At 56.6% G+C, this 13,261-nt stretch carries 14 protein-coding genes; 6 read left to right on the top strand and 8 right to left on the bottom strand.

What is annotated here, in order from left to right:
• The first annotated feature begins 158 nt into the window (after positions 1–158).
• Genes fdnG through fdhE form a run of 4 tightly spaced genes read left to right on the top strand, consistent with a single transcriptional unit; the run spans position 159 to position 5,682 of the window.
• Positions 159–3,209 (top strand): formate dehydrogenase-N subunit alpha, encoded by a 3,051-nt coding sequence (gene fdnG / locus DBR02_RS10135; RefSeq protein WP_139158019.1) that lies wholly within the window; start codon positions 159–161, stop codon positions 3,207–3,209.
• A 12-nt stretch (positions 3,210–3,221) separates the two neighbouring features.
• Positions 3,222–4,124 (top strand): formate dehydrogenase subunit beta, encoded by a 903-nt coding sequence (gene fdxH, locus DBR02_RS10140; protein ID WP_003861960.1) that lies wholly within the window; start codon positions 3,222–3,224, stop codon positions 4,122–4,124.
• Complete coding sequence (gene fdoI, locus DBR02_RS10145) at positions 4,121–4,756, top strand: formate dehydrogenase cytochrome b556 subunit (RefSeq protein ID WP_015569914.1); 636 nt, start codon at positions 4,121–4,123, stop codon at positions 4,754–4,756. Before fdxH ends, fdoI begins: the two co-directional genes overlap by 4 nt.
• Positions 4,753–5,682, top strand: a complete 930-nt coding sequence (fdhE, locus tag DBR02_RS10150) for a formate dehydrogenase accessory protein FdhE (RefSeq protein WP_003861956.1) — start codon at positions 4,753–4,755, stop codon at positions 5,680–5,682. Before fdoI ends, fdhE begins: the two co-directional genes overlap by 4 nt.
• A gap of 39 nt (positions 5,683–5,721) precedes the next feature.
• Here the strand turns inward: fdhE and DBR02_RS10155 are convergent, their stop codons facing one another.
• Both DBR02_RS10155 and DBR02_RS10160 read right to left on the bottom strand, forming a co-directional pair.
• Positions 5,722–6,093: a type II toxin-antitoxin system VapC family toxin gene (locus DBR02_RS10155; protein WP_077221056.1), complete on the bottom strand. Its 372-nt coding sequence runs from the start codon at positions 6,091–6,093 to the stop codon at positions 5,722–5,724.
• A 2-nt stretch (positions 6,094–6,095) separates the two neighbouring features.
• On the bottom strand, positions 6,096–6,338 hold the full coding sequence (locus tag DBR02_RS10160) for a CopG family transcriptional regulator (RefSeq protein WP_063449683.1): 243 nt from the start codon (positions 6,336–6,338) through the stop codon (positions 6,096–6,098).
• Between the two features lie 198 nt (positions 6,339–6,536).
• On the opposite strand from DBR02_RS10160, the gene DBR02_RS10165 reads away from it, so the two are divergent.
• The gene (locus DBR02_RS10165) at positions 6,537–7,457 is read left to right on the top strand and encodes an alpha/beta hydrolase (RefSeq protein WP_107534259.1); all 921 of its coding nucleotides are present in this window, start codon (positions 6,537–6,539) and stop codon (positions 7,455–7,457) included.
• Positions 7,458–7,465: 8 nt separating this feature from the next.
• Here the strand turns inward: DBR02_RS10165 and fabY are convergent, their stop codons facing one another.
• The 6 genes from fabY to DBR02_RS10195 form a co-directional block, all read right to left on the bottom strand.
• The gene (fabY, locus tag DBR02_RS10170; RefSeq protein WP_063449681.1) at positions 7,466–8,407 is read right to left on the bottom strand and encodes a fatty acid biosynthesis protein FabY; all 942 of its coding nucleotides are present in this window, start codon (positions 8,405–8,407) and stop codon (positions 7,466–7,468) included.
• 44 nt (positions 8,408–8,451) lie between these two features.
• On the bottom strand, positions 8,452–8,889 hold the full coding sequence (gene dtd, locus DBR02_RS10175) for a D-aminoacyl-tRNA deacylase (protein WP_063449680.1): 438 nt from the start codon (positions 8,887–8,889) through the stop codon (positions 8,452–8,454).
• Positions 8,886–9,767 carry a virulence factor BrkB family protein gene (locus DBR02_RS10180; RefSeq protein WP_063449679.1) on the bottom strand — a complete coding sequence of 294 codons (882 nt, stop codon included), beginning with the start codon at positions 9,765–9,767 and terminating at the stop codon, positions 8,886–8,888. The genes dtd and DBR02_RS10180 overlap by 4 nt, the downstream gene beginning before the upstream one ends.
• Entirely contained in the window at positions 9,761–10,360 is a 600-nt protein-coding gene (yihX, locus tag DBR02_RS10185) for a glucose-1-phosphatase (RefSeq protein ID WP_107534261.1), read from the bottom strand. The genes DBR02_RS10180 and yihX overlap by 7 nt, the downstream gene beginning before the upstream one ends.
• A gap of 118 nt (positions 10,361–10,478) precedes the next feature.
• Complete coding sequence (locus DBR02_RS10190; RefSeq protein WP_107534263.1) at positions 10,479–11,279, bottom strand: DeoR/GlpR family DNA-binding transcription regulator; 801 nt, start codon at positions 11,277–11,279, stop codon at positions 10,479–10,481.
• Between the two features lie 34 nt (positions 11,280–11,313).
• Complete coding sequence (locus DBR02_RS10195; RefSeq protein ID WP_107534264.1) at positions 11,314–12,210, bottom strand: sugar kinase; 897 nt, start codon at positions 12,208–12,210, stop codon at positions 11,314–11,316.
• 155 nt (positions 12,211–12,365) lie between these two features.
• Here DBR02_RS10195 and yihU point away from each other — a divergent pair, with 155 nt between their 5' ends.
• Entirely contained in the window at positions 12,366–13,256 is an 891-nt protein-coding gene (gene yihU / locus DBR02_RS10200; protein WP_041911769.1) for a sulfolactaldehyde 3-reductase, read from the top strand.
• Positions 13,257–13,261: the final 5 nt, after the last annotated feature.

The raw sequence follows: 13,261 nt of genomic DNA on the forward strand, positions 1-13,261 counted from the left end.
GTTTTAACGCCGTTGGAACAGGCGTACCGACATTGTGGTATTCTGCGCTTATCCCTCGGAGAAATGGGGGTTTAATGCAAATTTTTCTCCTTTGCGGTTAATTCTCAACCGCAAAGTAAAACTACATAGCAATGTCGTAATGAACCAAGGAGTGACCCATGCAGGTCAGCAGAAGGCAGTTCTTTAAGATCTGCGCTGGCGGTATGGCAGGCACCACGGCGGCGGCACTGGGCTTTGCGCCCGGCGTAGCGCTGGCGGAAACGCGGCAGTATAAACTGCTGCGCACCCGCGAAACCCGTAACACCTGTACGTACTGCTCCGTCGGCTGTGGGCTGTTAATGTATAGCCTCGGCGACGGTGCGAAAAACGCCAAAGCATCTATTTTCCACATTGAAGGCGATCCGGATCATCCGGTCAACCGTGGTGCGCTGTGTCCGAAAGGGGCCGGTCTGGTAGATTTTATCCACTCCGAGAGCCGCCTGAAGTTTCCTGAGTATCGCGCGCCAGGCTCTGATAAATGGCAGCAAATCAGCTGGGAAGAGGCGTTCGATCGCATCGCTAAGCTGATGAAAGAAGACCGCGATGCCAACTTTATCGCGAAGAATGCCGAAGGCACCACCGTTAACCGCTGGCTCTCCACCGGGATGCTGTGTGCTTCAGCCTCCAGTAACGAAACCGGCTATTTAACCCAGAAATTTACGCGCGCACTCGGTATGCTCGCGGTCGACAACCAGGCGCGTGTCTGACACGGACCAACGGTAGCAAGTCTTGCTCCAACATTTGGTCGCGGTGCGATGACCAACCACTGGGTCGACATCAAGAACGCCAACCTCATTGTGGTGATGGGCGGTAACGCCGCTGAAGCGCACCCTGTCGGGTTCCGCTGGGCGATGGAAGCCAAAATCCACAACGGTGCGAAACTGATTGTGATCGATCCCCGCTTTACGCGTACGGCGTCAGTGGCGGATTTCTACACCCCTATTCGTTCAGGTACTGACATCACTTTCCTGTCAGGCGTATTGCTGTACCTGATGACCAACGAAAAATATAACCGCGAATACACCGAAGCCTATACCAACGCCAGCCTGATCGTGCGTGAGGATTACAGCTTCGACGATGGCCTGTTCAGCGGTTATGACGTCGAAAAACGTAAATACGACAAAACCAGCTGGAACTACGAGCTGGACGAAAACGGCTTTGCGAAGCGCGACACCACCCTGCAACACCCGCGCTGCGTGTGGAACCTGCTGAAAGAGCACGTTTCCCGCTACACGCCGGACGTTGTCGAGAACATCTGCGGGACGCCGAAGGCAGACTTCCTGAAGGTGTGCGAGCTGATTGCGGAAACCAGCGCGAAAGATAAAACCGCGTCGTTCCTGTATGCGCTCGGCTGGACGCAGCACTCCATCGGCGCGCAGAACATCCGCACCATGGCGATGGTTCAGCTGCTGCTCGGCAACATGGGGATGGCTGGCGGCGGCGTGAACGCCCTGCGCGGTCACTCTAACATCCAGGGTCTGACCGACCTCGGCCTGCTGTCGCAGAGCCTGACGGGCTACATGAACCTGCCAAGCGAAAAACAGACTGACCTGCAAACTTACCTGACGGCCAGCACGCCAAAACCGCTGCTCGAAGGCCAGGTGAACTACTGGGGCAACTATCCGAAGTTCTTCGTCTCGCTGATGAAAGCCTTCTACGGCGACAAGGCGACGGCGGACAACAGCTGGGGCTTTGACTGGCTGCCGAAGTGGGACAAAGGTTACGACGTCCTCCAGTACTTCGAGATGATGCATCAGGGCCAGGTCAACGGCTATATCTGCCAGGGCTTTAACCCGGTCGCATCGTTCCCGAACAAGAACAAGGTTGTCGAATCTCTGTCGAAGCTGAAATTCCTGGTGACGATTGACCCGCTCAATACCGAAACCTCGACCTTCTGGCAGAACCACGGTGAGTCGAACGACGTTGATCCGTCGAAGATTCAGACCGAAGTGTTCCGTCTGCCGTCTACCTGTTTCGCGGAAGAGAACGGTTCTATCGTCAACTCTGGCCGCTGGTTGCAGTGGCACTGGAAAGGCGCGGACGCCCCGGGCATTGCCCTGAACGACGGCGAGATCCTGGCCGGCATCTTCTTACGCCTGCGTAAGATGTACGCCTCTGAGGGCGGCGCAACGCCTGAGCCGGTGCTGAACATGACCTGGAACTACTCGACGCCGGAAAACCCTGCGCCGGAAGAAGTGGCCATGGAGAGCAACGGTAAGGCGCTGGCGGACGTTATCGACCCGGCGACCGGTGCGGTTCTGGCGAAAAAAGGCGACCAGCTCAGCACCTTCGCGCACCTGCGTGATGACGGTACGACGTCAAGCGGCTGCTGGATCTTTGCCGGTAGCTGGACGCCGAAAGGCAACCAGATGGCCAACCGCGACAACGCCGACCCGTCGGGCCTCGGTAATACGCTGGGCTGGGCATGGGCGTGGCCGCTTAACCGCCGCATCCTCTATAACCGTGCCTCCGCTGACCCGCAGGGCAACCCGTGGGATCCGAAGCGTCAGCTTCTGAAGTGGGACGGCGCGAAATGGGGCGGCGTGGATATTCCGGACTACAGCACTGCCGCACCGGGCAGCGACGTAGGGCCGTTTATCATGCAGCCTGAAGGGATGGGGCGCCTGTTTGCTATCGACAAGATGGCGGAAGGGCCGTTCCCGGAACACTACGAGCCGTTTGAGACGCCGCTGGGCACCAACCCGCTGCACCCGAACGTGGTCTCTAACCCGGCAGCGCGTATCTTCAAGGGCGACTTTGAAGCGCTGGGTAAAAAGGACAAGTTCCCGTACGTGGGCACCACTTACCGTCTGACCGAACACTTCCACTACTGGACCAAGCACGCGCTGCTTAACGCTATCGCGCAGCCGGAACAGTTTGTGGAGATCGGCGAGAAGCTGGCGAACAAGCTCGGCATTGCCCATGGCGATACCGTGAAGGTCTCCTCCAACCGTGGCTACATCAAGGCCAAGGCGGTAGTGACCAAGCGTATTCGCACGCTGAACGTTCACGGTCAGCAGGTGGATACCATCGGTATTCCGATTCACTGGGGCTATGAGGGCGTGGCGAAGAAAGGGTTCATTGCGAACACCCTGACGCCGTTCGTCGGCGATGCGAACACGCAGACGCCGGAGTTTAAGGCCTTCCTCGTGAACGTGGAAAAGGTGTAACGGAGACGACTTATGGCTTATCAATCTCAAGACATTATCCGTCGTTCCGCGACTAACGGTTTCACGCCCGCGCCTCAGGCGCGGGACCACCAGCAGGAAGTGGCGAAGCTTATCGACGTGACCACCTGTATCGGCTGTAAAGCCTGTCAGGTGGCCTGTTCAGAGTGGAACGACATCCGTGACGAAGTGGGTCACAACGTCGGGGTGTACGACAACCCGGCAGACCTGACCGCCAAGTCCTGGACGGTAATGCGTTTCTCGGAAGTGGAGCAGAACGACAAACTGGAATGGCTTATCCGCAAAGACGGCTGTATGCACTGTGCGGATCCGGGCTGCCTGAAGGCGTGTCCGTCAGAAGGGGCTATCATTCAGTATGCCAACGGCATCGTCGACTTCCAGTCCGAGCAGTGCATTGGCTGCGGCTACTGCATCGCGGGTTGTCCGTTCGACGTGCCGCGCATGAACCCGGAAGACAACCGCGTCTACAAATGTACCCTGTGCGTAGACCGCGTAAACGTCGGCCAGGAGCCAGCGTGCGTGAAGACCTGCCCAACCGGCGCTATTCACTTTGGCTCCAAAGAGGATATGAAAACGCTGGCGGCAGAGCGCGTGGGCGAGCTGAAAACCCGTGGTTACGATAATGCTGGTCTGTACGATCCGGCCGGAGTTGGCGGGACGCACGTGATGTACGTGCTGCACCACGCCGACAAGCCGAACCTGTATCACGGCCTGCCGGAGAACCCGGAAATCAGCGCCACCGTGAAGTTCTGGAAAGGCATCTGGAAACCGCTGGCCGCGGTCGGTTTTGCGGCCACCTTCGCAGCGAGCATCTTCCACTACGTCGGCGTTGGTCCGAACCGCGCGGAAGAGGAAGACGACAACCTGCATGAAGAGAAAGACGAGGTGCGCAAATGAGAAAACGTGACACCATCGTGCGCTACACCGCGCCGGAACGCATCAACCACTGGGTCACCGCCTTCTGCTTCATGCTGGCGGCGATAAGCGGGCTGGGGTTCTTTTTCCCCTCCTTCAACTGGCTGATGCAGATCCTGGGCACGCCGCAGCTGGCGCGCATCCTTCACCCGTTCGTGGGTGTGGTGATGTTTGCCTCGTTTATCATCATGTTTTTCCGCTACTGGCACCATAACCTAATCAATCGGGATGATATCTTTTGGGCGAAGAATATTCGTAAGATCGTCGTCAACGAGGAAGTGGGTGATACCGGGCGTTATAACTTCGGTCAGAAATGCGTATTCTGGGCGGCGATTATCTTCCTGGTCCTGTTGCTGGTGAGCGGCGTGATCATCTGGCGTCCGTACTTTGCGCCTGCTTTCTCAATCCCGGTGATCCGATTTGCGTTAATGCTGCATTCATTTGCCGCAGTGGCGTTAATTGTGGTTATCATGGTGCATATTTACGCCGCCCTCTGGGTGAAAGGCACCATTACCGCGATGGTGGAAGGATGGGTAACCAAAACGTGGGCGAAGAAACATCACCCGCGCTGGTACCGTGAAGTCCGCCAGAAACAGGAAAAGTCATCTGAATGAGTATTCGCATAATCCCGCAAGATGAGCTGGGGTCGAGCGAGAAACGTACGGCGGAGTATATTCCGCCGTTGTTATTCCCCAGACTCAAGAACCTCTACAACCGCCGCGCAGAGCGTCTGCGCGAGCTGGCAGAGAACAACCCGCTGGGCGATTTTCTGCGTTTTGCCGCGCTGGTCGCCCATGCGCAGGAGGTGGTGCTGTACGATCACCCGCTGCAAATGGACCTGACCGCGCGCATCAAAGAAGCTAACGAGCAGGGCAAGCCGCCGCTGGATATTCACGTCCTGCCGCGCGACAAGCACTGGCATAAGCTGCTGCATTCGCTGATTGCCGAGCTGAAGCCGGAGATGAGCGGCACGGCGCTGGCGGTCATTGAGAACCTTGAAAAAGCCTCCGATCAGGAGCTGGAAGAGATGGCGAGCGCGCTGTTCGCCTCCGACTTCTCGCTGGTCAGCAGCGATAAAGCGCCGTTTATCTGGGCTGCGCTGTCGCTCTACTGGGCGCAAATGGCAAGCCTGATCCCCGGCAAAGCCCGCGCCGAATACGGCGAAGCGCGCCAGTTCTGCCCGGTGTGCGGCTCCATGCCGGTCTCCAGCATGGTGCAGATTGGGACCACGCAGGGGCTGCGCTATCTGCACTGCAACCTGTGTGAAACCGAGTGGCACGTGGTGCGCATCAAGTGCAGCAACTGCGAGCAGACTCGCGATCTCAACTACTGGTCGCTGGAAAATGAAGACGCGGCGGTGAAAGCCGAAAGCTGCGGCGACTGCGGAACTTACCTGAAGATCCTGTATCAGGAAAAGGACCCGAAAGTCGAAGCGGTGGCCGACGATCTCGCCTCGTTGATTCTGGACGCCAAAATGGAGCAGGAGGGCTTTGCCCGTAGCTCGATTAACCCGTTCCTGTTCCCGGGTGAAGGGGAGTAATCTCCTGTAAGCGTGCCGGGCGGCGCGAGCTTGCCCGGCCTACAGCTGGTAAGGGGAAACAACCCCGGCTATTCCGGCAAAGTCTTTGGTATTGCGGGACACCAGGGGACAATTTCTGCTCTGGGCTGTGGCCAAAATGATGGCATCAGGTAGTTTCATCCCGTGTTTCTCACGGAGCACAACGCTTCTTTCAGCGATATCCCGCGAAACGTCGATAATTTCAAAAGCGCCCATGACAGCAGCCGTTTTCGCTTCATGACCATGCCTGCGCGCGCCGACCATGACCTCCATCCACGTGATAAGGCTAATCGCCCGATGCGAGGCCGTACGATCGATCGTATCGGCAGCTTCTACGTGATTGTTAAAGAGATCGATGAGAATATTGGTATCAAACACTGCCATGTGTTCCATGATTACCACTCCTCACGCAGCTTGCGTTCGTACTCCAGCCCATCTTCTTGCTGATTTCCCCACAAACCAAGCGCATCACGAATTACCGAAGAACTCTGCTGATCGAGATATTGTTCAATGGCTTCACGAAGCAATTCGGCGCGGGGCTGGTTACGCAGCTGCTTCAGGTTATCCAGCCGTTGAATTACGTCATCAGACAAATCAATCAGTATTCTGCCCATCTCAAAATCCGCCAAAAGACTCATATATCACCTTAGTATATCATCTGCGGTTAATTTTCAGGCAAAATACGCTTAAATACTTTAGGGTTAAAGTGCATTTTTTTGGGAAAAATGAATTTTGCGAGCCGCTTTCCAGAACGTTCACCTTTTCACACTTCTTTGTTTTCATCTGTTGTAAAGCAGGTTATAAACTGTATAAAAACACAGTAAAAGGACGTAACCATGGCGCTGGAAAAGGGTATTGATAAGCTTGTACAAGAGTTTATTGCAGCAGGACGGCCTTCCTCTCGGAAACAGAATATTGATGAACGGAGAGCCGGGTATGTAGCCAGCACAGCGCTGGCTGGGGAGACAGAAACGCGCGTCCAGATTGAAACGCTTGTTCTTGAGGATCTGACCTTTCGGGTATTTTCCCCTCTCAATGCTCCAGAAACGTTACCGTCTGCCCTTTACTATCATGGAGGATGTTTTGTCAGCGGTGGGTTTGAAACCCATGATAATCAGCTTCGCCAGCTGACGTTTTACGGTAATTGCCGGGTCATTGCGGTTCAGTACAGACTCGCTCCCGAACATACGTTCCCCGCTGCGCATGACGATGCAGAGAGAGCGGCAGAACTTGTCTGGCAAAACGCAGAGAAATTAGGCGTGGATAAAAACCGGATTACGCTTTGTGGAGACAGTGCGGGAGGACATCTTGCGCTGGTAACCGCGCTTCGGCTCAAGGCCAAAGGTCTCTGGGATCCGGCGCAGCTCATTCTTATCTACCCCATGCTTGACGCCACGGCCAGTTTTGAAAGCTATACCCTCAATGGCATAGATTATGTGATTACTCGCGATACCCTTCTGAGCGGCTATGAAATGTATCTGGCCGGAGCCGACCGCCAGCATCCTGAGGTCAGCCCACTTTGGCGCAAGGACTTTAGCGGCCTGCCGAATGTCCATATTGTTATTGCTGAGTATGATCCGTTATGCGACGAAGGCGAGGCGCTTTATCAGCGCCTCACGGAGCAAGGCGTGAAATGTACCGCTCAGCAATGGCAGGGTGTAATACACGGTTTCTTCCAGTTGGGTGGAATTAGCCAGTCAGCACGAGACGTAATGCGGGATATTGCCTGGCGCATTCAGCATGCCGGGCGAGAGTAAAGAGGAGGCTACTCCTCCTCGTTCCCACCCTCTTCATACGCGCCATACGGCTTCGCAGGAAGAACGATATAGGTGCCTTCAAACACAGCGCCTGGCGTATCATCGCCAAACAGCTCAACCTGCATCTGCACGCGTGCTTTACGTCCGCGCGCCAGGCGGTCGAGATCGCCACCCAGTGCGCCCAGGTCGGCCACCGCGCTCGGCTTGCCGCTGATCGGCGCGCTGTAACGAATATGGGCATCGGCAAGAATAATAGTACCGCCGAGATGACGCTCGCGCAGCATCAGCCAGATCAGCCCCCAGCCGGTGAGCGTGGCGAGAGAAAACAGGCTCCCGGCAAACAGGGTATGGTGCGGGTTCTGGTTGCCGGTTTCCGGCATGGTGGTGATAAATTTTTGCCCGGTATACTGCTGAATACGCACGCCCATTTTTTCACTGAGCGGTATGTGCTGATACCACGCCTGCTGGAGCTGTCCGCACCAGTCGGCGCGATGAAGAATATCATCCAGGGTGGCGATAGGTTTGATCATCAAAAAGTGACGAATCGGCGTGGTTTGCGGGGCGCTGATTTCACCCTGATTCACAAAACCGAGCTTGGCAAAGAACTCAACGGCATCTTCGCGGGCGCTACAGGTGACGCGCTTAACCCCTTCCTGACGGGCGACGGATTCCAGCGTCATCGCCATCAGCGTTCCGAGGCCTTTGTCCTGCACGGAGGGGTGAACGGCCATAAAGCGAATAGAGGCTTCGTTATCGGCATTGATATACAGACGCCCCACGGCGACGAGGTTGCCCTCTTCATCCACCACCATCTGATGATGCGCCATCGCATCCCAGGCGTCGCGTTCAGATCCTTTCGGCTGATGTAATGGCTTGCGCAGCATTTCCCAGCGGAAATGGTAATAAACCTCTAACTCTTCTTCCGTTTGCGGTACTCGAAGGTGATACATAGCTGTACTCTCTCTTGTTACCCGCGGCCAGGCCGCCAGCTGGCTCAAACCTGGAGCCAGAATGTGACGGGGCCATCGTTCACCAGCGAAACCTGCATATCCGCAGCGAATCGTCCGGTTTGTGTATTCATGTCCTGTTGGCGACAGCGCTCAACAAAATACGCGTAAAGGGCTTCTGCGCGATCCGGTGCCGCGCCCTTCGAAAAACTCGGGCGCATGCCGCGCTCGGTATCGGCGGCCAGCGTAAACTGGGAGACCACCAGCACGCTGCCGCCAGCCTGCTGAACGTTCAGGTTCATCTTGCCTTCCGCATCGCTGAAAATCCGGTAGCCCAACACGCGCTCGCACAGGCGGTTGGCTTTTTGTTCGTCATCATCCTTTTCGACACCCAGGAGCACCAAAAGTCCTGGGCCAATTTCACCCGTCACTTCATCCTCCACGGTGACGCTGGCACGGGTTACGCGCTGAATCAATGCAATCATGGTTGGTCTGCTTCTTGTTGTTTTTCAGCTTCTGCTGCTTTTTTGAGTTCGCGGTAGACCCCGAGAGTGACAGTTATTTCGGCGCCAAGCAAGACGATACACCACGTCCAGTAGACCCAGACAAACAAAATGGGGATCACCGCCAGCACGCCGTAAATCAGCTGATAAGAGGGGAACATGGTGATATAAAGCGCGAATCCCTTCTTGCCCAGCTCAAAGAGCAACGCCGCGACCAGCGCGCCAACCACAGCATCCCGGTTAGGTACACGCGTGGTTGGCACCACGCTATAAAGCAGCCAGAACGAGAGCCACGATAAAATCAGCGGGAAGATGCGCAGCATGTTATCGATCACGCTGTTTAAGTCACTCGCCCAGCGCAGCGAAAGAAGGTAGGAACTGATCGCCAGGCTCGCCCCCGCCAGCAAGGGGCCGAGGGTTAAAATCATCCAGTAGACGGCAAAGGAATAGACCTTCGGGCGAACTTTTTTGCTCCGCCAGATGGTGTTGAGCGCGCTGTCGATGGAGTACATCAGCAGCAGCGCGGTGACAATCAGCCCACACGCCCCCACCGCCGTCATTTTGCTGGAGTTAGCGACAAACTGTTCGATGTAGTTCTGGATCACGTCGCCGGTGGCAGGAATGAAGTTCGCAAAGACGAAATGACGAAGCTGCATGCTCACATCGGCAAACATCGGAAACGCCGAAAAAAGCGCAAAAATCACCGCCACCAGCGGAACCAGCGAGAGCAATGACACGTAGGCGAGATTGCCTGCCAGCGTGGTCATGTTGTCCTCGTCGATGCGGTGCCAGAGGAGTTTCAGCCACGCCCTGAGCGGGCGCGTGTGATGGTTGGCTTTTTGATGAACGGTTTTTAGCATAACTGCTTCGCAAAGTAGTTCGGTATCGTCTCTTTTCCGGTCACCAGAACGGAGGTGATGCCTAACTGGTTAGCCCCTTCTATATTATCGGCGTTGTCGTCAAAAAAGACCGCATCCGCCGCCGTGAATCCTTCTTCCTGCAACACCGCCTGGTAGATGCGCGCCTCCGGTTTACGCATCCCCATCTCCTGGGAGAGATACACTTTATCAGCCGCCGCGTGGATCTCCGGGTATTCATCCGGCCAGAAGGTGGTATGCAGGCGGTTGGTATTAGACAGCACAACAACGCGATGCCCCTGCTCGCGCAGTTTGTGCATGATGTCGATCACTTCGGGGCGGATCGCGACAAATATGGCCTGCCAGCCGTGGGAAAACTGCTCGTAACTTAACGAGAGACCCATTTCCTGACAGAAACGCTCTGCGAACGTTTCATCGCTGATCTCATCGCGCTCGTGCAGATGGAAAGTCTCGCCCATCGCGAAATTCTGCTTTAACGTCGCCAGCGGAACACGGCTAAAATCGCTCCATGCGCCCAGCACCCGGTTAAAATCGATATCGACGATTACATTTCCTAAGTCAAAGATATAAAGCATGTTTATCTCCTTTCGCCGTGGAAAAGTAACTGTAGCGGGAAAGAGAAACTTTAGCTATGCGCCAGATTCAGCTTAGAGAAAGGAAAGGCCCGGATCGATATATCGGGCCATCAGAAGGTCAGCCAGCCTGCTGCTCTTCTCCGGAATTGACTTCGACAACTTCAACCTTGCTGGATTTGAGGTGGTTTTGCAGCGCCGAGCCGGGCAGCTCATCGGTGAACAGCGCCGTCGCCTGCGCCACGTTGCCGATTTCAACCGCCGCGGAGGCGTGGTATTTCGTATGATCGGCCGCCAGTAAAATGTGGCGGGAGTGGGCAATCATGGTTTTCACCACGCTGGCTTCGTTGACGTCAAACTCCATCATCGCGCCGTCGTGTTCAATCGCCCCGACGCTGGTCACGAGATAGTCCGCCCGAAAGCCCGACACAAACGCCGTCGCCGCCGGGCCGATAATGCCGCCGTTGTGCGCGCGCAGCGTGCCGCCCGGCACCATCACTTCAAAGCGCGGGTTCTTATACAGAATATGCGCCACCCGCAGGCTGTTGGTGATGATGCGCAGATGATTATGGTTAAGCAGCGCCCGGGCAACGTGCTCCACGGTGGTCCCGATGGTGATGAAGATGGTCGAGCCATCGGGAATATAGTCCGCAATGGCTTCGGCAATCGCCCGCTTCTCTTCGGTCAGCGAGACTTCGCGCTGCTCGAACGCCGTGTTTACCACGCTGGACGCCCTGCCCGCGCCGCCATGATGACGCGTAATCAGCCCCTGCTCGCTGAGCTTACGGATATCCCGGCGCACCGTTTGCGTCGACACGTCCAGCAGCTGCGCCAGTTCATCAATGTTCATATAGCCACGATCGGCAATCAGCGTCAGCAGCTGATCGTGACGCGGGTTGCCGGTCAGTTCGGTAAGGCTCATGGGCTGTCCTCTGAAAACCATCACGCCCCGCATTTTATACAAAAAGTGACAAAAAAGAGCGGGTTTGATCACAGTCGGGTATACCTGCGCGCCCGCCGGGCTTTGTGCATTTCAGCGCTGCGACGGCGCTGGCAAAACGCACGGCGTCTGCGGCGGTGGATTGCTGTCCCAGGCTGAACGCCAGCGCACCGTGGAAAACGTCGCCCGCCCCGGTGGTATCAATGACGTTCACCTCAAAGCCAGGCTGATGACATAGCGTGTCATTTTCCAGCCAGAAGCAGCCCTCTCGCCCCTGCGTGACATACACATGTCCATTTGTGAGCGTTTGTGCTTTTCTGAGGGCATTTTCTGTTTCGTCCCGCTGCGTAAGGCGGCGCAGCCCCGGCGCGGAGAAGGCCGCGTGGTCGCTTAAGGCGATCAGCTCCGCGATATCCTGCGGGGTGACATCCGCATCAAGTACCGTCGGTACGCCCTGCTGACGGGCCAGAGTAAATGCCTGTTTTGCCCCGTCATGCCAGCGCACGTCTGCTAAGACAATATCCCACTGGGAGAAGTCGATTTCATGCAGCCAGTCTGCCTCGGCGGGCAGATCGGGGCTGGGGTAGTTGGCAATCACTCGCTCTCCGCCTGCGTCCACCAGCACCGCCGATTGTGACGATCGGGCACCGTTAAACACGCGCGTATAGCGGGTGTTCACCCCCAGGGATTCCAGCTCCGCGAGCAGCCGTCTGCCGGTATCGTCGTCCCCCACCCGGCCAATAAAATCCACTTCAGCACCCAGCTTTGCCGCTGCCACCGCCGCCGTGGCCGCCGGGCCGCCGCCCACTTCCGTGTAGTCTTTTGCGACATATTTCCCACCTTCTTTCGGTAAATCATCGAGATACCAGATGCGATCCAGCACGGTAATGCCGACACAAACGATGCGAGTCATGGTGATTCCTTCTGCGATTTCTGATGCCTTCATTTTAATTTCACCAAATGTTTAAAAAGTGACCCGTGTCAATTTTTTGACTATAAATTACAAATACGATCAAAAACAGACAACACAAACGCGCAGAAATTGACACGATGTGACAGGAGAGAGGCATGTCAGCAATCGCATTTATCGGTTTAGGGCAGATGGGCGCGCCAATGGCGAAGAATCTGTTGAAGCAAGGTCACCAGCTTAACGTCTTTGATGTGAACCCGCAGGCGGTTCAGGCGCTGGTGGAGAGCGGTGCACGGGCGGCGGCTACGCCCGCTCAGGCCGCAACGGACGCCGAATTCGTCATTACCATGCTGCCAAACGGCGACCTGGTGCGCAGCGTACTGTTCGGCGAGCACGGCGTGTGCGAAGGGTTATCCCGCGACGCGCTGGTGATTGATATGTCCACCATCCACCCGCTGCAAACCGACGCGCTGATCCGCGACATGGCTGAGCGGGGCTTCAGCCTGATGGACGTACCCGTGGGACGCACGTCTGACCATGCCATCGCCGGCACGCTGCTCCTGCTGGCAGGCGGCACCGCGCAGCAGGTGGAACGCGCCACCCCCGTCTTAATGGCGATGGGCAATGAGCTGATTAACGCCGGCGGGCCGGGCATGGGCATCCGCGTGAAGCTCATCAATAACTACATGAGCATCGCCCTGAACGCGCTTTCCGCCGAGGCGGCGGTACTGTGTGAAGCGCTTGGCCTCTCCTTTGACGTGGCGCTGAAGGTGATGAGCGGCACGCCGGCGGGTAAAGGCCACTTCACCACTTCATGGCCGAACAAGGTGCTGAAAGGGGATCTTTCACCCGCCTTCATGATCGACCTTGCGCATAAAGATCTGGGGATCGCCCTGGACGTGGCTAACCAGCTCCACGTTCCGATGCCGCTGGGCGCGGCGTCCCGCGAAGTTTACAACCAGGCTCGCGCCGCCGGGCGCGGGCGCGAAGACTGGACGGCCATTCTTGAACAGGTTCGCGCATCTGCCGGGCTGAAAAAATCACACTGATACGA

Source organism: Enterobacter cloacae complex sp., assembly GCF_900322725.1.
Lineage (GTDB): Bacteria > Pseudomonadota > Gammaproteobacteria > Enterobacterales > Enterobacteriaceae > Enterobacter > Enterobacter quasihormaechei.